18 protein-coding genes are annotated in these 18,115 nt (G+C 70.7%); 5 read left to right on the top strand and 13 right to left on the bottom strand.

Features of this window, described 5'->3' with window-relative positions:
- The 3 genes from OHA64_RS13145 to glnA all read right to left on the bottom strand — a co-directional run bounded on the left by OHA64_RS13145 (position 1) and on the right by glnA (position 2,314).
- Complete coding sequence (locus tag OHA64_RS13145; protein ID WP_405612401.1) at positions 1-222, bottom strand: hypothetical protein; 222 nt, start codon at positions 220-222, stop codon at positions 1-3.
- Between the two features lie 3 nt (positions 223-225).
- Positions 226-756, bottom strand: a complete 531-nt coding sequence (locus OHA64_RS13140) for a hypothetical protein (RefSeq protein WP_405612399.1) — start codon at positions 754-756, stop codon at positions 226-228.
- A gap of 148 nt (positions 757-904) precedes the next feature.
- A complete protein-coding gene (gene glnA, locus OHA64_RS13135; protein WP_405612397.1) occupies positions 905-2,314 on the bottom strand; it encodes a type I glutamate--ammonia ligase in 1,410 nt (469 codons plus the stop codon).
- A gap of 198 nt (positions 2,315-2,512) precedes the next feature.
- Between glnA and OHA64_RS13130 the strand changes: the two genes are divergently transcribed.
- Entirely contained in the window at positions 2,513-2,980 is a 468-nt protein-coding gene (locus tag OHA64_RS13130) for an RDD family protein (protein WP_405612395.1), read from the top strand.
- Between the two features lie 146 nt (positions 2,981-3,126).
- On the opposite strand, the gene OHA64_RS13125 is transcribed toward OHA64_RS13130, so the two are convergent.
- The 4 genes from OHA64_RS13125 to lipB all read right to left on the bottom strand — a co-directional run bounded on the left by OHA64_RS13125 (position 3,127) and on the right by lipB (position 6,310).
- Positions 3,127-3,828, bottom strand: a complete 702-nt coding sequence (locus OHA64_RS13125) for a DUF4191 domain-containing protein (RefSeq protein WP_405612393.1) — start codon at positions 3,826-3,828, stop codon at positions 3,127-3,129.
- A gap of 69 nt (positions 3,829-3,897) precedes the next feature.
- Complete coding sequence (locus OHA64_RS13120) at positions 3,898-4,098, bottom strand: hypothetical protein (protein ID WP_405612391.1); 201 nt, start codon at positions 4,096-4,098, stop codon at positions 3,898-3,900.
- A 282-nt stretch (positions 4,099-4,380) separates the two neighbouring features.
- Positions 4,381-5,370 (bottom strand): lipoyl synthase, encoded by a 990-nt coding sequence (gene lipA / locus OHA64_RS13115; RefSeq protein WP_405612389.1) that lies wholly within the window; start codon positions 5,368-5,370, stop codon positions 4,381-4,383.
- 133 nt (positions 5,371-5,503) lie between these two features.
- Positions 5,504-6,310 (bottom strand): lipoyl(octanoyl) transferase LipB, encoded by an 807-nt coding sequence (gene lipB / locus OHA64_RS13110; protein WP_405612387.1) that lies wholly within the window; start codon positions 6,308-6,310, stop codon positions 5,504-5,506.
- Positions 6,311-6,564: 254 nt separating this feature from the next.
- Between lipB and OHA64_RS13105 the strand changes: the two genes are divergently transcribed.
- Complete coding sequence (locus OHA64_RS13105) at positions 6,565-8,001, top strand: regulator (protein WP_405612385.1); 1,437 nt, start codon at positions 6,565-6,567, stop codon at positions 7,999-8,001.
- A 7-nt stretch (positions 8,002-8,008) separates the two neighbouring features.
- Here the strand turns inward: OHA64_RS13105 and OHA64_RS13100 are convergent, their stop codons facing one another.
- Positions 8,009-9,520, bottom strand: coding sequence for an NAD(P)/FAD-dependent oxidoreductase (locus OHA64_RS13100; protein ID WP_405612383.1), 1,512 nt, complete (start codon positions 9,518-9,520; stop codon positions 8,009-8,011).
- 158 nt (positions 9,521-9,678) lie between these two features.
- Positions 9,679-10,575 carry a TIGR01777 family oxidoreductase gene (locus OHA64_RS13095; RefSeq protein ID WP_405612381.1) on the bottom strand — a complete coding sequence of 299 codons (897 nt, stop codon included), beginning with the start codon at positions 10,573-10,575 and terminating at the stop codon, positions 9,679-9,681.
- Positions 10,576-10,650: 75 nt separating this feature from the next.
- On the opposite strand from OHA64_RS13095, the gene OHA64_RS13090 reads away from it, so the two are divergent.
- On the top strand, positions 10,651-11,148 hold the full coding sequence (locus OHA64_RS13090; protein ID WP_405612379.1) for a GNAT family N-acetyltransferase: 498 nt from the start codon (positions 10,651-10,653) through the stop codon (positions 11,146-11,148).
- 66 nt (positions 11,149-11,214) lie between these two features.
- Here OHA64_RS13090 and OHA64_RS13085 read toward each other — a convergent pair whose 3' ends face one another.
- A complete protein-coding gene (locus tag OHA64_RS13085; protein ID WP_405612377.1) occupies positions 11,215-12,399 on the bottom strand; it encodes a MarP family serine protease in 1,185 nt (394 codons plus the stop codon).
- Between the two features lie 204 nt (positions 12,400-12,603).
- Here OHA64_RS13085 and OHA64_RS13080 point away from each other — a divergent pair, with 204 nt between their 5' ends.
- Together OHA64_RS13080 and OHA64_RS13075 are read left to right on the top strand one after the other, a co-directional pair.
- Positions 12,604-13,428 (top strand): peptidoglycan recognition protein, encoded by an 825-nt coding sequence (locus OHA64_RS13080; RefSeq protein WP_405612375.1) that lies wholly within the window; start codon positions 12,604-12,606, stop codon positions 13,426-13,428.
- Positions 13,429-13,529: 101 nt separating this feature from the next.
- The gene (locus OHA64_RS13075; RefSeq protein WP_405612373.1) at positions 13,530-13,739 is read left to right on the top strand and encodes a hypothetical protein; all 210 of its coding nucleotides are present in this window, start codon (positions 13,530-13,532) and stop codon (positions 13,737-13,739) included.
- Positions 13,740-13,742: 3 nt separating this feature from the next.
- Here the strand turns inward: OHA64_RS13075 and OHA64_RS13070 are convergent, their stop codons facing one another.
- From OHA64_RS13070 to aceE, 3 genes are all read right to left on the bottom strand, one after another.
- Positions 13,743-14,261 carry a DUF4240 domain-containing protein gene (locus OHA64_RS13070; protein WP_405623959.1) on the bottom strand — a complete coding sequence of 173 codons (519 nt, stop codon included), beginning with the start codon at positions 14,259-14,261 and terminating at the stop codon, positions 13,743-13,745.
- Between the two features lie 73 nt (positions 14,262-14,334).
- Entirely contained in the window at positions 14,335-15,309 is a 975-nt protein-coding gene (locus OHA64_RS13065; protein WP_405612371.1) for a helix-turn-helix transcriptional regulator, read from the bottom strand.
- A gap of 93 nt (positions 15,310-15,402) precedes the next feature.
- The gene (gene aceE, locus OHA64_RS13060) at positions 15,403-18,108 is read right to left on the bottom strand and encodes a pyruvate dehydrogenase (acetyl-transferring), homodimeric type (protein ID WP_405612369.1); all 2,706 of its coding nucleotides are present in this window, start codon (positions 18,106-18,108) and stop codon (positions 15,403-15,405) included.
- Positions 18,109-18,115 lie beyond the last annotated feature (7 nt).

The following is an 18,115-nucleotide window of genomic DNA, read 5'->3' as shown; positions in this document are numbered from 1 at the left end:
CTAATCATCGTCGTCGCTTGTTGGGGCACCAAGGTAGGTGATCAGGTCGTCTGCTGGTGGCAGCACGAGCATTTCTCGAGAGCCATCAGGGAGAGTGACCCACTCGGTCTGCTCCTCGGTGGCTTCCGCGTCAAGCTGTTCTGCGGCCTGCTCGGCCCTGGCGTCTGCGTTTGCCCGGAAGTGCCGGCGTTCATGTGTTGGCATCGTGAACAGAGTACTCATTTTCTACTTGCCTCCGGACCACTCGATGACAGAACCCAGTCCCAAGATGAAGAGGGCCACCACGAACAAGTATGCGCCTAGGTTCATCAGTACGCGCTTCGGTTTGATCAGCCACAGCAGGTTCTGTTTCACCATTGCGCGTTCCGCACGGTAGAGCCGCAGGAGTACATCGTCCGATGGTTTCTGGATCAGTGTCGCGAGGTGATTAGGATCGATCGTGGTAAGGGTTCCGCCACTCCTTTGCCACCACTGCTTGGGGACGCCAGGAGGTCTCCTAAGGAGCGTCCAGAGGAAGACCGCGACGCTTAGAGACAGAGCGATCATTGACGCCAGACGCCACCCAATCGCTAGTCCGACGCTGGGCACGAGCGTCAGCAGAACACTTTGGAAACCCACCAGAGCCGTGCACACCACATGGATGGCGTCCACGCTGGCGTACTGGTTGGCGCGCTCGTCACGGAGTTCTTCCCAGAGGTACTCCACGCGCTTTGTGACATCTGGGTTTATAGGGTTCGCTGGGGGCGGTGTGGTCATATGACCAGAATGACCACCTATGCACCCATCCGCGACTCCGCCGAGGTAGTTTGGGCCGTCGGTCGCCCCCCTCTTCGCTGAGAGAGGAGCGGCCGACGGCCCACAGGCGGCCCAGGAGCACGGTTACCCGCTCTGACCTGGGGCGATATCACACGTCGAAGTACAGCTCGAACTCGTGCGGGTGCGGACGCAGCTGCAGCGGCGCGATCTCGTTGGTGCGCTTGAAGTCGATCCACGTCTCGATCAGGTCCGGCGTGAAGACGTCGCCCTGGAGGAGGAACTCGTGGTCGGCCTCGAGGCGGTCGAGGACGGCCGGCAGGGAGGTCGGGACCTGCGCCACGCTCGCGTGCTCCTCGGGAGCCAGCTCGTACAGGTCCTTGTCGATCGGCTCGGCCGGCTCGATCTTGTTCTTGATGCCGTCCAGGCCCGCCAGCAGCAGCGCGGAGAACGCCAGGTACGGGTTGCCGGAGGAGTCGGGCGCACGGAACTCGACGCGCTTGGCCTTCGGGTTGGAACCGGTGATCGGGATACGCATGGCCGCGGAGCGGTTGCGCTGCGAGTACACCAGGTTGATCGGGGCCTCGAAGCCCGGCACCAGGCGGTGGTACGAGTTCACCGTCGGGTTGGTGAAGGCCAGCAGCGACGGAGCGTGCTTGAGGATGCCGCCGATGTAGTAGCGGGCGGTGTCCGACAGGCCCGCGTAACCGGCCTCGTCGTAGAACAGCGGGGAGCCACCCGTCCACAGCGACTGGTGGACGTGCATGCCCGAGCCGTTGTCACCGAAGATCGGCTTCGGCATGAAGGTCGCGGTCTTGCCGTTGCGCCAGGCCACGTTCTTCACGATGTACTTGAAGAGCTGGAGGTCGTCGGCCGCGGCGAGCAGCGTGTTGAACTTGTAGTTGATCTCGGCCTGGCCGGCGGTGCCCACCTCGTGGTGCTGACGCTCGACCTGGAGACCGGAGGCGGCCAGCTCCAGGGAGATCTCCGCACGCAGGTCTGCGAAGTGGTCGACCGGCGGGACCGGGAAGTAGCCGCCCTTGTAGCGGACCTTGTAACCACGGTTGTCCTCGACGGCGCCGGTGTTCCAGGCACCCGCCTCGGAGTCGATGTGGTAGAAGGACTCGTTCGCGCTGGTCGCGAAGCGGACGGAGTCGAAGACGTAGAACTCGGCCTCGGGGCCGAAGTACGCGGTGTCCGCGATACCGGTCGACGCCAGGTAGGCCTCGGCCTTCTTCGCCACGTTGCGCGGGTCACGGCTGTACTGCTCGCCGGTGATCGGGTCGTGGATGAAGAAGTTGATGTTCAGCGTCTTGTCGCGGCGGAAGGGATCGACGCGGGCGGTCGACAGGTCCGCGCGCAGCGCCATGTCGGACTCGTGAATGGCCTGGAAGCCACGGATCGACGAGCCGTCGAAGGCGAGCTCGTCGTCCGGATCGAACGCCTCGACGGGCAGCGTGAAGTGCTGCATCACGCCTGGCAGGTCGCAGAAGCGGACGTCGACGAACTTGACGCCCTCGTCCGCGATGAACTTCTTGGCCTCGTCGGCGTTCTGGAACATCCAGCTCCTCCTACTCCCGACGGTCGAGCCGGGGTGGTAGTTCGTTCGTGCGGCCAGTGCGGTGGCACACGCTGTCGTCGACCCTAGGGACGGGTGATTTCTCAGGCGTGACCCATTTGTTTCGCACAAGTTAACCGGACGCGGCCCACTCCAACCCCACCTGTCCGTATCGCGAAACGGGCGCAGTACGGTGTACGCGTGGACAAGAGGGAAGCAATCGGTTCGTGGCTCTCGGGGCCCCGCGCGACCGCCGAGCAGGCCGGTGTCGCCTTCGGATACCGGGGCGAGGACCTCGGACTGCCGGAGGAGGGGCCGGGGTCGATCGCGCGCCCGGGGCGGCGCCTCGGGGCGCTGGTGGCGGACTGGGCGATGAGCGTCCTGATTGCATCCCAGTTGATCACTCAGAGCTATGACCAGACGACCTCCAACTGGGCGCTGCTGGTCTTCTTCGTGATGGGTGCCCTCACGGTCGGTACCGTCGGCTTCACCCCGGGCAAGCGCCTCTTCGGCGTGCGGGTGGTCGCCCAGGACACCGGCAGGGTCAATCCCTGGCGCGGGCTGCTCCGCACGGCCCTGCTGTGCCTGGCCGTCCCCGCCCTGATCTGGGACCGCGACGGCCGCGGCCTGCACGACCGGCTGGCCCGCACGGTCGAGGTACGGATCTGACCGTCGTATCCGACAGCCGTACTCCTCGTATGGCGGAGGACGAGCAAGAAGGACGCAAGAAGAGCGACCAAGAAGGACGGTCGAGCAGAACGACAAAGGGGGCGCCCGGAGTGATCCGGGCGCCCCCTTTCTGACGTGGGAGGCAGTCAGCGGGCCTTGGGCCCGCCCTTCGGGAGCTTCATGCCCTTGGGCATCGGCCCCTTCGGCAGCGGCATGTTGCTCATCAGGTCGCCCAGCGCCCGCAGCCGGTCGTTGGTCGCGGTGACCTGGGGACCGGTGAGTACGCGCGGAAGCTTCAGCATCGTCGTGCGCAGCTTCTTCAGGTCGACCTGGCCGTCACCCGTGCCGACGATCAGGTCGTGCACCGGCACATCGGCCACGATGCGGTTCATCTTCTTCTTCTCGGCGGCCAGGAGGCTCTTCACCCGGTTCGGGTTGCCCTCGGCGACCAGCACGATGCCGGCCTTGCCGACCGCCCGGTGCACCACGTCCTGACTGCGGTTCATCGCGACCGCGGGGGTCGTCGACCAGCCCCGGCCGACGTTGTCCAGTACGGCCGCCGCGGCGCCCGGCTGTCCCTCCATCTGCCCGAAGGCTGCCCTCTCGGCCCTGCGCCCGAACACGATCGCCGACGCGAGGAAGGCGAGCAGGAGGCCCAGGATGCCGAGATATACGGGGTGACCGATCAAGAAACCGATCGCGAGGAAGACACCGAAGGTGACGATTCCGACAGCCGCGAGTACAAGACCGATCTTCTTGTCGGCCTTGCGAGTCATCTTGTAGGTCAGAGCGATCTGCTTGAGTCGCCCGGGGTCCGCAGCGTTCGCTGCCGTGTCCTTCCTCGCCATGGCACGAAGTCTACGTGCCCCCACAAGCGCCGACGACGGCAGTGCCCGCGGGACGGCGAAAGGGGTGTGTCAGGGACGGACGGCGAAGGTCTGCTCCAGGACACGCTGCGCCTCGACCCTGTCCTTGGCGCGGCGGCGGTCCTCCAGCACGGACGTCCAGGCGTTGCGGCGAGCGGTGCGCTGGCCGCTGCTCATGAGCAGGGATTCGACGACGCGGAGCGCGTCGGTGAACGAAGGAATCGCTGTGGCGCGAACGGGCGCGGCCTGCATGATGGAGGTCCCCCTTGATACCGCTTCGGGTACGGGTGCACGTGGTGTAAAGACAGGGTCACTGATTGGTGTTACCAGGGCATGACCAGCCGGTCAAACACCAATGAAACCTTGATGCGTGGACCTCGCAAGCCGACGCGGTCCTGATGGGCGTCCTCATCTGCGAGAACGGTCAGGACCGCGTCGAATCGGCCGTTACTGGCCGGTAGCTACTTGTGCGCGAATTCACACGCTTGCCTCACTCGCTGCCGGGCAGGGGTGGGCGTCGGTTTGTCGCGCAGGTCACACGGCCTGCGAGGCGACGTAGGAGGCGCCTCGCTGCGGAGCGGCCGACTCACGCTGCTCGACGGCCATCCGGTAGAGCCGACCGGCGCGGTACGAGGACCGGACCAGCGGGCCGGACATCACGCCGGAGAAGCCGATCTGCTCGGCCTCCTCCTTCAGCTCCACGAACTCGTGCGGCTTGACCCAGCGCTCCACGGGGTGGTGGCGCACGCTCGGACGCAGGTACTGCGTGATGGTGACCAGCTCGCAGCCGGCGTCGTGCAGCTGCTGGAGCGCCTCGCTGACCTCCTCGCGGGTCTCGCCCATGCCGAGGATCAGGTTCGACTTGGTGACCAGGCCGTAGTCGCGGGCCTCGGTGATGACCTTCAGCGAGCGCTCGTAGCGGAAGCCGGGGCGGATGCGCTTGAAGATCCGGGGGACCGTCTCGACGTTGTGCGCGAAGACCTCGGGCCGGGAGGCGAAGACCTCCTGGAGCAGCTCCGGGACGGCGTTGAAGTCGGGGGCGAGGAGCTCGACCTTGGTGCGGCCGGTCTCGCGGTCCGCCGTCTGCTGGTGGATCTGACGCACGGTCTCGGCGTAGAGCCACGCGCCGCCGTCCTCCAGGTCGTCGCGCGCGACACCGGTGATGGTGGCGTAGTTCAGGTCCATGGTGACCACGGACTCGCCCACCCGTCGGGGCTCGTCGCGGTCCAGGGCCTCGGGCTTGCCGGTGTCGATCTGGCAGAAGTCGCAGCGCCGGGTGCACTGGTCGCCGCCGATGAGGAAGGTCGCCTCGCGGTCCTCCCAGCACTCGTAGATGTTGGGACAGCCGGCTTCCTGGCAAACGGTGTGCAGGCCCTCGCTCTTCACGAGGTTCTGCATCTTGGTGTACTCGGGACCCATTTTCGCCCGGGTCTTGATCCACTCGGGCTTGCGCTCGATGGGGGTCTGGGCGTTCCTGACCTCCAGGCGCAGCATCTTGCGTCCGTCGGGTGCGACTGCGGACACATCGGCTCCCTGCTGATTGCTCTGAGTAATCTTCGATTCTTCGGTGTACACCAGCGTACGCCCGTGCTTGTTGTGCCCTACACGTGAGGCCGCCCCCAGGACTGGGGCCGCACTGCGGGGCCCATTCCCGGGCTCAGGCGGTCGCCTTCTCGATCTCCCGCGGCTTCAGTTCCGCGTTCTCGAGTACGTCCTTCAGATGCCGCTCGACGACGGGCAGCACCTCGTCGATCGTCACGTCCCGGCCGAGCTCGTCCGCGAGGGAGGCGACGCCCGCGTCGCGGATGCCGCACGGGATGATCTTGTCGAACCACTTGTTGTCCGGGTTCACGTTGAACGAGAAGCCGTGCATCGTGACGCCCTTGGCCACGCGGATGCCGATCGCCGCGATCTTGCGGTCCTCGCGGCGCTGGCCCGCGTTGGACGGGGCGTACTCGGGGCCGTTCATGCGGGGGTCGAACTCCTCGTCGTGCAGACGCGGGTCGAAGTCCAGGGACAGTCCGCCGAGCTGCGGGCCCTGCGCTGCCGCTTGTCGGGCTTCGCCGAGCAGCCACACCCCGCTGCGGCCCTCGACGCGGGTGGTCTCCAGGCCGAACTCCGCGCACGTACGGATCAGGGCCTCTTCGAGACGTCGTACGTGCGCGACCACGTCGACCGGACGCGGGAGCTTCTGGATCGGGTAGCCGATCAGCTGGCCCGGGCCGTGCCAGGTGATCTTGCCGCCGCGGTCGACGTCGACGACCGGGGTGCCGTCGAGCGGTCGTTCGTTGTCCGCCGTGCGCCGGCCGGCCGTGTAGACCGGCGGGTGTTCGAGGAGCAGCACGGTGTCGGGGACCTCGTCGGCGAATCGGGCGGCATGCACCCGGCGCTGCTCGTCCCACGCCTCCTGGTAGTCGACCAGGTCCGCACCGAACCCCATGCGGACGAACCGCAACCCACTCACGACAAGCGCCTCCCTAGAAGGTCGTAAGGCACGAGGCGTGCCTACGCCACTGTACGACCGGCAACCGGACGTCAGCCCGATGGCCAATCCTCACACGATCGGATGAACGAACATCGAAGTGTGCGATCGACTCCTCACTCTCCGCTACATTCGCGCCGTTCGCAGAGGCCATAAGGGCTGCTCACAGGCAATCCGGGCAACGCAGGCACCGCAGCGGCCGCCGCGAGGCCCGAAGGCAGGAGACCGCACCGCAGATGACGGAACGACCCGCGCAGCGCACTCCCAACCGCCAGCTCGCCGCGCTCATCGCAGAAGCGGGGTTCTCCAACGCGGGTCTCGCCCGGCGAGTGGACCAGCTCGGTCTCGAACACGGGCTGGACCTCAGATACGACAAGACATCCGTGACCCGGTGGCTGCGCGGGCAGCAGCCCCGCGGCACCACCCCCGCGCTGATCGCCGAGGTCTTCACCCGTCGCCTCGGCCGCAGGCTCTCCGCCCAGGACCTCGGGCTGGACGCGTGTGCACCGGTCTACGCGGGCCTCGAATTCGCGGCCTCCCCGGAGGAGGCCGTCGACATCGTCAGCGGGCTGTGGCGCAAGGATTCCGGCAGTCACGCCGAGCTCCGCAAGATCGCGTTCACCCCGGCGGGGCTGGTGGTGCCGAGCCGGGACTGGCTGATCGGCCGCCCCGACGACCGGGTGACCCGTGGCGAGATGCCCCTCCGGGTGGCCCCGCAGGGCCGCCCGGCCGTCCCGCGGCAGCGCGGCCATGCCGAGCGCGGCCCCGGCCACAAGGTCACCGGCGGCGACATCTCCGCCCTCCGCTCGGTGGGCGAGCTGTTCCGTTCCCTCGACGACATGTACGGCGGCGGCCACGCCCGGCAGGCCCTCGTGCGTTACCTGGAGCACGAGTGCGAGCCGATGCTGCGCGGCACCTACGGCGAGCAGACCGGCCGCCGGCTGTTCGCCGCCGCCGCCGACCTGACCAGGCTCGCGGGCTGGACGTCGTACGACATCGCGGCGCACGGTCTCGCCCAGCGCTACTTCGTGCAGGCGCTGCGCCTCGCGCAGGCGGCCGGGGACCGGGCGTACGGCTCCTATGTGCTGGTCACGATGAGCAGGCAGGCCGTGTACCTCGGGCACGGGCGGGAGGCCGTGCAGCTCGCCCGGGTGGCGCAGCAGGGCGTCGGGACCAACGCCCCGCCACTCGTCCAGGCGCTGCTGCACGCCGTCGAGGCACGCGCACATGGCGTCCTGGGCGAGGTGCGGTCCTGTACCGCCTCCCTGGTGCGGGCCGAACGCGCGCTGGAGGCCGCCCGCCCCGCCGACGAGGTCCCGCACTGGGCGCGGTTCTTCGACGAGGCGCAGCTCTCCGACGAGTTCGGGCACTGCCACCGGGACCTCCAGCAGTTCCGCGCGGCCGCCCAGCACGCGGAACGCTCCCTGCAACTGCGCGCCCCCACCTACGCCCGCAGCCGCCTCTTCAGCCGGGTCGTCCTGGCCTCCGCCCGCCTCGGCCTCGGCGAACTCGACCAGGCCTGCGCCCTCGGCGCCGAGGCGGCCGGCGCGGCGGTCGAGATGCGCTCGGTCCGGGCGATCGAGTACGTACGGGACTTCGAGCGGAGGCTGGAGCCGTACAAGGACGCGGCGCCGGTGAGGGGTTACCGGGACAAGGTGGCGGCGCTCGGCTGACCTCCCGCTAGGCGGCTCGGGCGGTCGGCAGCGGGTCGGCCCTGTGCAGTGAACCGGCCGACCCGAGATCCGCCAGGATCGCCGCCGCCGCCCGGTGGGCCGAGTGCAGCGCGCCCTGGACCGTGCTGGTGTCGCGGTGGTCCCCGCACACGTACAGGCCCGCCAGCAGCCGTACCGGACGGCGCAGGTCGTGCGGCGGCCGCATGGCGGGCACCGCCTCGGCGGTGTGGTGGACGGCGAGCGTCTCCCAGCGCCGGGTGGAGGTGCGGTACAGGCGTGCCAGATGCGTGCGTACGGCGGCGTCGAGGTCGGCCGGGGGCCGTCCCAGGACCGTCGAGGAGACGAGGGTGCGGCCCGCCGGTGCGCGCGACGGGTCGACCCGGCTGACCACCGCCGTGTGCGCGACCGGGCCGCCCCGGTCCGCGTCGAGCAGCAGGGACGCCCCCGTGGCCGGCGGCTCGTCCGCCGAGTGGTGCACCACCGTCACCGGGTGGAACTCCGGCACCCGCAGGCCGGGGAGCAGCCCGGCCGCGGCCCGCGCGTCGGTCGCCAGGAGCACCGCACGGCAGCGGATCTCACCGTGCTCGGCGGTCCTCACCGAGGTCGTGGAGACCGAGGTGACCCGGACACCGGTCCGCACGGTGCCCGCGGGCAGCGTCCGCGCGAGCAGCTCCGGCAGCGCCTCGGCACCGCCCTCCGGCACGCACAGGCGCCCCCGGGCGAAGGCCCGCAGCGCGAGGTCCGCGCACCGGCTGGACGTGGTCAGCTCCGGGTCGCACAGCAGGGCGGCGAGCAGCGGGCGCAGGAAGCCGTCGATCGTGCGGGCGGGCACCCCGCGTTCCGCGAGGGCCTGTCCGGCAGGCAACTCGGGCCGGCTCAGCAGCCGTTCGACCGGCAGCCCCCCGATCCGGGTGAGCGCGGCGCCGAGCCGTGCCTGGTCGACGGCGGTGCCGAGCGGGGACGTGCCGCGGGGGGCGTTGCGGACGGCGCCGGGAGCGCCGACGGGCCGAGAACCCGCCCGGCCCCTCGACGGGGTGCCCGGCCGAGGAAGCCCCCGACCTCGCGGCGCGGCGGCCGGCGCCGGATCACCCCAGTCCCTGGACGCGGAGGCCTGCCGCGGCAGTACCCGGCCCTTCGGCGCCACGGACGGCCTGGGGGCGCTTGCCAGGGCGCGCACCGTATGGAGTGCGCCCCTTGCGCCCCCAGGGTGGGCGAGGGCGGCCGCCCGGTGGTGGCGTCCGTCGCTGTGCAGCAGGACACCCGGGGCGAACGGGCGCAGCACCAGGGCGTCCAGCCCTGGCGTCAGCCGTAGGTCGGGATACGCCGTGGACAGCAGCTGTCCGACGCGGTCGAGCCGGAAGCCGTCGACCTTCTCCGTCGACATGCGGCCGCCGACCCATGGGGCGGCCTCCAGCACCGCGGTCGTCACTCCGGCGCTGGTCAGTCGATGCGCCGCGGAGAGCCCGGCGACGCCGGCCCCCACGATCACGACGTCCACCTGGTACGCGGGCTCAAGCACGTGCCCCTCCTCGAGGTTGCGCGGCCGGTGGAGACGTCCTGCCTCCAACTGGCTTCAGGATTACCCGAGTTCGGGTCGAGGGTAGGGCCGTGATCGGTCGGGGACAGTCGCGCATCGACAGGGCACGGTCGCACGACGGTCGCATTCGATCGCAGATGTCACAGGGCCGCCCGGATCGCCTCCTCGATCTCCGGGAACGCGAAGGTGAACCCCGACTCCAACAGCCGCATCGGCAACACCCGTTGGCTGCCCAGGACGTCCCCGGCCATCTCCCCGAGCGCGATCCGCAGCACCGGCGCGGGCACCGCGAACAGGGTCGGCCGGCGCAGCACCCGCCCCATCGCCGCGGTGATCTCAGCGTTCGTCAGCGGCCGCGGAGCGGTGATGTTGAACGGCCCGGACAGGCCGTCGGTGTCGATGAGATGCCGGATCGCCGCGACCTCGTCGTGCAGCGAGACGAACGACCAGTACTGCCGCCCGTCGCCCATCCGCCCGCCGAGCCCCGCACGGAACAGCGGGAACAGCCGCCCCCAGGCCCCGCCCTGCCGGGCCACCACCAGACCCGTTCGAGTGAACACGGTCCGTACGCCCGCCTCCTGGGCCGGTGCCGTGGCGCCTTCCCACTCCACGCACAGTTCGGGCAGGAAACCCTCCCCGGGCGGCGCGTCCTCGTCGACGGGCCGGTCACCGGTCTCGCCGTAGATGCCCATCGCGCTGCCGTTCACGAAGACCCGCGGCGGCTCGTCCAGGGACGCGACCGCCTCGGCGAGGGCGGCCGTGCCCAGCACCCTGCTGTCCCGGATCTTCGCCTTGTACGCGTCCGTCCAGCGGCGCGAGCCCACACCCGCCCCGGCCAGGTTGACCACGGCGTCACACCCGGCGAGCCCGGCCGGGTCGACGTACTTCCCCGCGGGGTCCCACCGGACCTCGTCCCGCGTCCGGGGCGCCCGGCGGACCAGACGCACCACCTCGTGCCCGTCCGCGGTCAGGGACCGCACCAGAGCACCGCCGATCAGACCGGACGCACCGGCCACCGCGATTCGCGAACCTGTCATGAGCGCCATCCTCGCTCAGCCGTCCCACTCCGGCCCGATCGGGGTCCGTCGGTGCTCCGACTTAGGGTGACCGTCATGCCGGTACCCCACACACCCCACATACGCCGCGCCGCCCCCGACGACGAGGAGACGCTGGGCCGCCTCGACCGCGAGGCCTGGTCCCCGCTGCACTCCGTCCAGCCGCGCCCCCGGCCGCCGTACGACCCCTTCTACAACGAGCGGTTCGGGCCGCGGGACCACCTCGTCGCGGAACTGGCCGGGACCCTCGTCGGCTACATCCGGCTGGCATACCCGACCTCCCTCGCCTGCAACGCCCACGTCCGCCAGATCCAGGGGCTCGTCGTGTCCGACGAGGCGCGCGGCGCGGGGGTCGGCCGGGCTCTGCTGCGGGCCGCGCAGGAGGAGGCCCGGGGGCAGGGGGCGCGCCGGCTCACCCTGCGCGTGCTGGGGCACAACACCCCCGCCCGCAAGCTGTACGAGTCCGAGGGCTTCGTGGTGGAGGGGATCCTGCCCGAGGAGTTCCTGCTGGAGGGCGCCTACGTCGACGACGTGCTCATGGGCCGCACGCTCTGACCTGCTCGGTGGTGGCGCTCGTACGGCGTCGGGGCCCCTGCGCGACGCCCCACGGATCCGCGGCCCTCAGGACGTGACCAGGTCGCCCGTGTCCACCGGTGCCGTCGCGTCCGCCGCGCGCTCCGCGTCGCCGGCGACCTCGGCCACGGTGAGCACGTACCCCGTCTCGTCGTCCGAGGTGGAGCGGGCGAAGACGACGCCGAACACCTGGCCGCCGGTGGTCAGCAGCGGGCCGCCGGAGTTGCCGGGGCGGACGGTGGAGCGGATCGAGTAGATCTCGCGGGTGACGGTCGCGTCGCTGTAGATGTTCTGGCCGGTGGCCCGCACCCGGTTCGCCACGGTTGCCGCCTGAAGGTTCAGGTCGCCGTCCTGCGGATAGCCGGCGACCACCGCCGAGTCGCCGCGCGTGGCGTTGCCGTCGAACTTCAGCACCGGGGCGCTCAGCTCGGGGACGTACAGCACCGCCACGTCCCTGTTCGGGTCGAAGAGCACCACCCGTGACTCGTAGGTCCGCCCCACACCCCCGATTCGGACGCTCGGACTGTCGATGCCGGCCACCACGTGCGCGTTGGTCATCACATGCTGCGGGGCGTACACGAAGCCGCTGCCCTCGCGGCCCTGGGTGCCCGCGACGCCCTCGATCTTCACGGTGCTCCGCTTGGCGGCGTTCGTCGCGCTCGCCGTGACGCTGTCGCCGGTCGGCTTGGCGACCTCGGCCGTCGACTCGTTCTCGAACGGGTTGAAGACCTGCGGGAAGCCCGCCTGGGTGAGCGCGGACGTGGCCCGCGAGAACCAGGCGGGAGTCGTGTCCGGCATGGTGTCCTGGACGGCGCCCAGCAGGGCGGAGTCCCGGATCGCGGTCGTGACCAGCGGGGACGAGGACGCGCCGAGCACACTCGCGACCACCCACGCCACGATCAGCACCGCCACCGAGTTGGCCGCGGCCCCGCCGACCCCGTCGGCCGCCCTGAGCACTCCCCGGTCCAGCTCCCGGCGCAGCTTCAGCGCCAGCCGCCCCGCGAGCTCGTGCCCCACCACCGCCGGAACCAGCACCGTCAGCACCGCGGTCACCGTCGCCGCGGTCGTCCCCGGTGTGGCCAGGTCCATCATCCACGGCAGCACCCACACGCCGATGACCGCGCCGCCCACGAAACCGGCGAACGAGACGCAGCCGGCCACCAGTCCGCGCCGGTAGCCGGACGCCGCGTAGGCGAAGATCACCAGCAACAGCAGGATGTCGAGCAGGTCCACGGAGCCGCCTTTCTGTCGGACCCTCAGAGGGCGTCTCTCCTAGTACGCGCGGGACGGTCCCAGTGATCAGTCACGCGCGCGCGTGGCCACCGGAACCGGCCACGCGTGCGTGCACCTGGAAAAACGTCGCGGACCCGGACGATGGTTCCACCGGGTGGCACAGCACACATCGCGGGCGCACCGGATCCCGCCGACAGTGGGAGCATGTGTGTCTCGCGAGGACCGCGGCGACAGCGGCGGGCACGGAGACGACGCACGGGCCGGATACCGGGCGCCGCACTCGTGCTGCTGGGCTGCCTGCCCGGCCTGGCCGCGGCCGGCGCGCTGGTGCTGTGCGCGCGGGGCGTCGAGCACGCGGCCGAGGCCCACGCCGCCCGGCAGACCGCCGTCACCCCCCGGGCCGCCGCCCCGCACTTCGCGACCAGGCCGCCCATCAGGCCCCGCGCGGCCTGGCTGGACGACGACACCCGCCGCCCCCAGCCGCCGCCGCGCTACGACGACAAGGTCGTCGCCGTCTTCATCCACCACACCGACTCGCCCAACAGCTACGACTGCGCCGAGACGCCCCGCATCATCCGCTACCTGTACGCGGGCCAGACCGACGCCCGGGACTGGGACGACATCGGCTACAACTTCCTCGTCGACCGCTGCGGCACCATCTACGAGGGCCGCGCGGGCGGCCCCGGCCGGCCGGTGACCGGCGCCCACACCCAGGGCTTCAACCACCGCACCACGGGCATCGCCGCCCTCGGCACGTTCACCGCCGGTGTTCCGGTGCCGAAGGCGATGACCGACTCGATCGCCGCGCTGGCCGCCTGGAAGCTGGGCCTGGCCGATATCGACCCCCGCGCGAAGGTCCGCCTGGTCTCCAGCAACAGCCTCAGCCGGTACCCGTCCGGCACCCCCGCCCTGCTGCACGCCCTTGCGGGCCACGACGACGCCTACAGGACGACCTGCCCCGGCGCGGCCCTCCACGCCCGGCTGCAGGCGATCAGGGAACTGGCGGCACGGCTCCAGGGCAGGACGTGAGGCGGGTGCCGAGATCCACAGGAGGGGCACAGCCCGTGCGCAGGGTCCTGCGAGATCCGCTCCCTACGGTCTTCACCAGAAGCCGACCGGAGGTGGGGATCATGAACAGCAGCATGAGCGGCAACAGGCGGGTGTGGACGGTGGTCTGCGCGGTCGCGACCGTCGTCCTGGGGCCGGCCGCCGTCACGGCGTCCGCCCTCGACCAGGCCAACAAGGCGCCGATGCACCACGCGGTGCGGGTCGGCCCGACAGCCGACCAGGCGCAGGCGTACATCCCGACGGACCCCACCCGCCGCCGGGCCACCGCATAACCCTCAGTCCCTGAACCGCTCCCACAGCTTGGGGTAGCGCTCCGCCAGCGCCCGTTCGTTCTCGAAGTCGACGGGGGTCCCGGCCGGCTCCGAGGGCGCGGGCGGGATGCCCAGGTCGGGGGCGACGGCACCGGTGAGCTGCTCGTAGGCCTCGTCCGCGGCGTAGCCGAGCTCCTCTCCGTCGCCGTCGAGCTCCTCGTCGAAGTCGTTCAGGAGGTCGGCGAGCGCGTCCGGGACGTGCACGCCCCCCTCGTAGACCTCGCGGCCCTGGCCGATCAGCCAGCACCGGAAGAAGTCGAAGGCGTCGTCGCTCGCCCCGTCCAGCAGGACCCAGGCCGCGCCCCACAGGTCCCAGGTGTACGCGCGGTTGTAGCGGGCCTCGAAGTGACGGGCGAAGTCGAGGACCATGTCCGGATCCAGCTGGAGCAGCCGGTCCACCAGCCGGTCCGCCTGCTCCTCGGGGTCGCCGTCGGCGGCCTCGCGGGTGGCGTCCACCAGCTCCCAGAACTCCGTCTCGTCCATCACGGGTCCAGCATCGGCCCTGGAAGGGTGGGGCGCACGTGGAGTGCGACGGATTGTTATGTCCCGTACGGCGCTATGTCCCATAGAGGGCGGCAAGGCGTATCGCGTCCTTGGCGAAACGTGCCCGCAGACTCTCCGGCGCCAGTACCTCCGCCTCCGGCCCCAGTGACGCGAGCTGGCTGTGCGCGACCTCCTCGGACTCCACCGGCAGGGTCACCGTCACCCGCCCGCACGCGTCCGGGGGACCGGCGGCCTGCAGCGCCTCCCGGGCGGACGGGCCGTCGACGGCGTACGGCAGGGCCCGCAAGCCGTCCCGGGACAGCCGTACGACGACCTCGGCGCGCAGGATGGAGCGAGCGAACTGCTCGGCCCGTTCCTCCCAGAAACCCGGCAGGTCGAACTCCTCGTCCCGCGCGAACCGCTCCACGCCCGCCTCCACCGCCGTGAACCGGTCGATCCGGTACACCCGGTAGGACCCGTGCCCGGCCACCCGGGCGCACAGGTACCAGACACCCGCCTTCAGGACGAGCCCGTACGGCTCCAGCTCCCGCACGACCTCGCCCTCGCCGCGCCAGTAGCGCGCGGTGATCCGCCGGTCGTCCCACACCGCGTCCGCGACGGCCGGCAACCACTCGGGTGTCTTCGGCTCCTTGAACCAGCTCGGCGCGTCCAGATGGAACCGCTGCGCCGCCGTACGCGAGGCGTCCCGCACCGACGGGAGCAGGGCCGCGGAGACCTTCAGCCGGGCCGCCGAGCCCACGTCCTCCAGGCCCATCTCGCGCAGCGCCCCCGGCACTCCCGACAGGAACAACGCCTCGGCCTCGCTGCGTGCCAGCCCGGTCAGCCGGGTGCGGTACCCGCCGATCAGCCGGTAGCCACCCGCCCGCCCCCGGTCCGCGTACACCGGCACCCCCGCCTCCGACAGCGCCTGCGCGTCGCGCGTGACGGTCCGCTCGGACACCTCCAGCTCCCGTGCCAGCTCGGCGGCGGTCATGGACGGCCGGGACTGGAGCAGCAACACCATTTTGATGAGACGGGCGGCACGCATACGTTCATGATGCCGGGAGCCACCGACACCGACGTCACCCACGACGGAGGGGCACGGCGAGAACGCCGTGCCCCTCCGAACGGAAGCGATGCCCTACAGGCCGTACTTCTCCCGGGCTTCCTTCACCGCGGCCGCCTTGACCTCGCCGCGGCGGGCCAGCTGGGCCAGGGCCGCCACGACGACCGACTCGGCGTCCACACCGAAGTGGCGGCGGGCCGCCTCACGGGTGTCCGAGAGGCCGAAGCCGTCGGCGCCCAGCGACGAGTAGTCCTGCTCGACCCACTGCGCGATCTGGTCCGGGACCTGGCGCATGTAGTCGGAGACGGCGAGCACCGGGCCCTCGGCACCCTGGAGCGCCCGACGGACGTACGGGATCCGCTCCTCGCCGCGCAGGAGGTCCGCGTCGGCCTCCAGCGCGTCCCGGCGCAGCTCGGTCCAGGAGGTCGCGGACCACACGTCGGCGGCCACACCCCACTCCTCGGCGAGCAGCCGCTGCGCCTTGAGGACCCAGTGGATCGCCGTACCGGAACCCAGCAGCTGGATCCGCGGGGCGTTGGCCATGGGGGACAGCCCGGCCGACTCCGCCGTGTTGAAGCGGTACAGGCCCTTGACGATGCCCTCGTCGACACCGGACGGCTTGGCCGGCTGCGGCATCGGCTCGTTGTACACGGTCAGGTAGTAGAAGACGTTCTGGTCCTCGCCCGGGGCCGCCTCGCCGTACATCCGGCGCAGGCCCTCCTTCACGATCGCCGCGATCTCGTAGGCGAACGCCGGGTCGTACGACAGCGCGGCGGGGTTGGTCGCCGCGATGACGGGGGAGTGCCCGTCGGCGTGCTGGAGGCCCTCACCGGTCAGGGTGGTCCGGCCGGCCGTGGCGCCGACCAGGAAGCCGCGGCCGAGCTGGTCGCCGAGCTGCCACATCTGGTCGGCCGTGCGCTGCCAGCCGAACATCGAGTAGAAGATGTAGAACGGGATCATCGTCTCGCCGTGCGTCGCGTACGACGTCGAAGCGGCGATGAAGTCGGCCATCGAACCGGCCTCGGTGATCCCCTCGTTCAGGATCTGGCCGTTCTTGGCCTCCTTGTAGTACATCAGCTGGTCGCGGTCGACCGGCTCGTACGTCTGGCCCTTGGGCGAGTAGATGCCGAGCGACGGGAACAGCGACTCCATGCCGAAGGTGCGCGCCTCGTCGGGAACGATCGGCACCCAGCGCTTGCCCGTCTCCTTGTCGCGGACCAGGTCCTTGACGAGCCGGACGAAGGCCATCGTGGTCGCCACGTTCTGCGAGCCCGAGCCCTTGTCGAAGGAGGCGAACGCCTTGTCCGCCGGGGCGGGCAGCGGGGCGACCGGGTGGACGCGGCGGGCCGGGGCCGGGCCGCCGAGGGCCGCGCGGCGCTCCTGGAGGTAGCGGACCTCGGGGGAGTCGGCGCCCGGGTGGCCGTAGGGCACCACGCCGTCGACGAACTGGCTGTCCGAGATGGGCAGTTCGAGCAGGTCCCGCATCGACTTGAACTCGTCCACCGAGAGCTTCTTCATCTGGTGGTTGGCGTTCTTCGACGCGAAGCCCTCGCCGAGGGTGTGGCCCTTGACCGTCTGCGCCAGGATGACCGTCGGTGCGCCCTTGAACTCCACGGCCGCCTTGTAGGCCGCGTACACCTTGCGGGCCTCGTGGCCGCCGCGGGAGAGGTGGAAACACTCCAGGATCTTGTCGTCGCTCAGCAGCTTCGCCATCTCGACGAGCGCCGGGTCCGAGCCGAAGAAGTCCTCGCGGATGTAGGCGACGTCGCGGGTCTGGTACGTCTGCACCTGGGCGTCGGGTACCTCACGCAGGCGGCGTACGAGCGCGCCGGTGGTGTCGAGCTGGAACAGCTCGTCCCAGGCCGTGCCCCACAGCGTCTTGACGACGTTCCAGCCGGCGCCGCGGAACTGGGCCTCCAGCTCCTGCACGATCTTGAAGTTCGCGCGGACCGGGCCGTCGAGGCGCTGCAGGTTGCAGTTGATGACAAAGGTGAGGTTGTCGAGCTCCTCGCGGGCGGCGAGCGCGAGGGCCGCCGTCGACTCGGGCTCGTCCATCTCGCCGTCACCGAGGAACGCCCACACGTGGGACGCGGAGACGTCCTTGATGGCGCGGTTGGTGAGGTAGCGGTTGAAGCGCGCCTGGTAGATGGCCGACAGCGGGCCGAGGCCCATCGACACCGTCGGGAACTCCCACAGCCAGGGCAGCCGGCGCGGGTGCGGGTACGACGGGAGGCCGTTGCCGCCCGCCTCCTGGCGGAAGTTGTCGAGGTGCGACTCGTCCAGCCGGCCGTCGAGGAAGGCGCGGGCGTAGATGCCGGGGGAGGCGTGGCCCTGGATGTAGAGCTGGTCGCCGGACCCAGGAGATTCCTGGGATTCCTTGCCCTTGAAGAAGTGGTTGAAGCCGGTCTCGTAGAGCCAGGCCGCGGAGGCGAAGGTGGCGATGTGGCCGCCGACTCCGTGTTTCGCGCCCCGGGTGACCATCGCGGCCGCGTTCCAGCGGTTCCACGCGGTGATCTTCCGCTCCATCTCCTCGTCACCGGGCACGGACGGCTCGCCGGCGGTGGGGATGGTGTTGACGTAGTCCGTCTCGAGCAGCTTGGGCAGCGCGATGCCGTTGCCCTCGGCACGCTCCAGCGTGCGCCGCATCAGGTACGCGGCACGGTGCGGCCCGGCCGCCTTGGTGACGGCGTCCAGGGAGGCCTGCCATTCGGCGGTCTCCTCCGGGTCCCGGTCCGGGAGCTGGTCGAGCGCGCTCGGCTGGATGGCGTGGGGGTCGGTCATGTCGCCG

Source organism: Streptomyces sp. NBC_00076, assembly GCF_045041235.1.
Lineage (GTDB): Bacteria > Actinomycetota > Actinomycetes > Streptomycetales > Streptomycetaceae > Streptomyces.
Note: the sequence above shows the minus strand (reverse complement) of the source record. Positions and strands in the feature narration are given on the sequence as shown.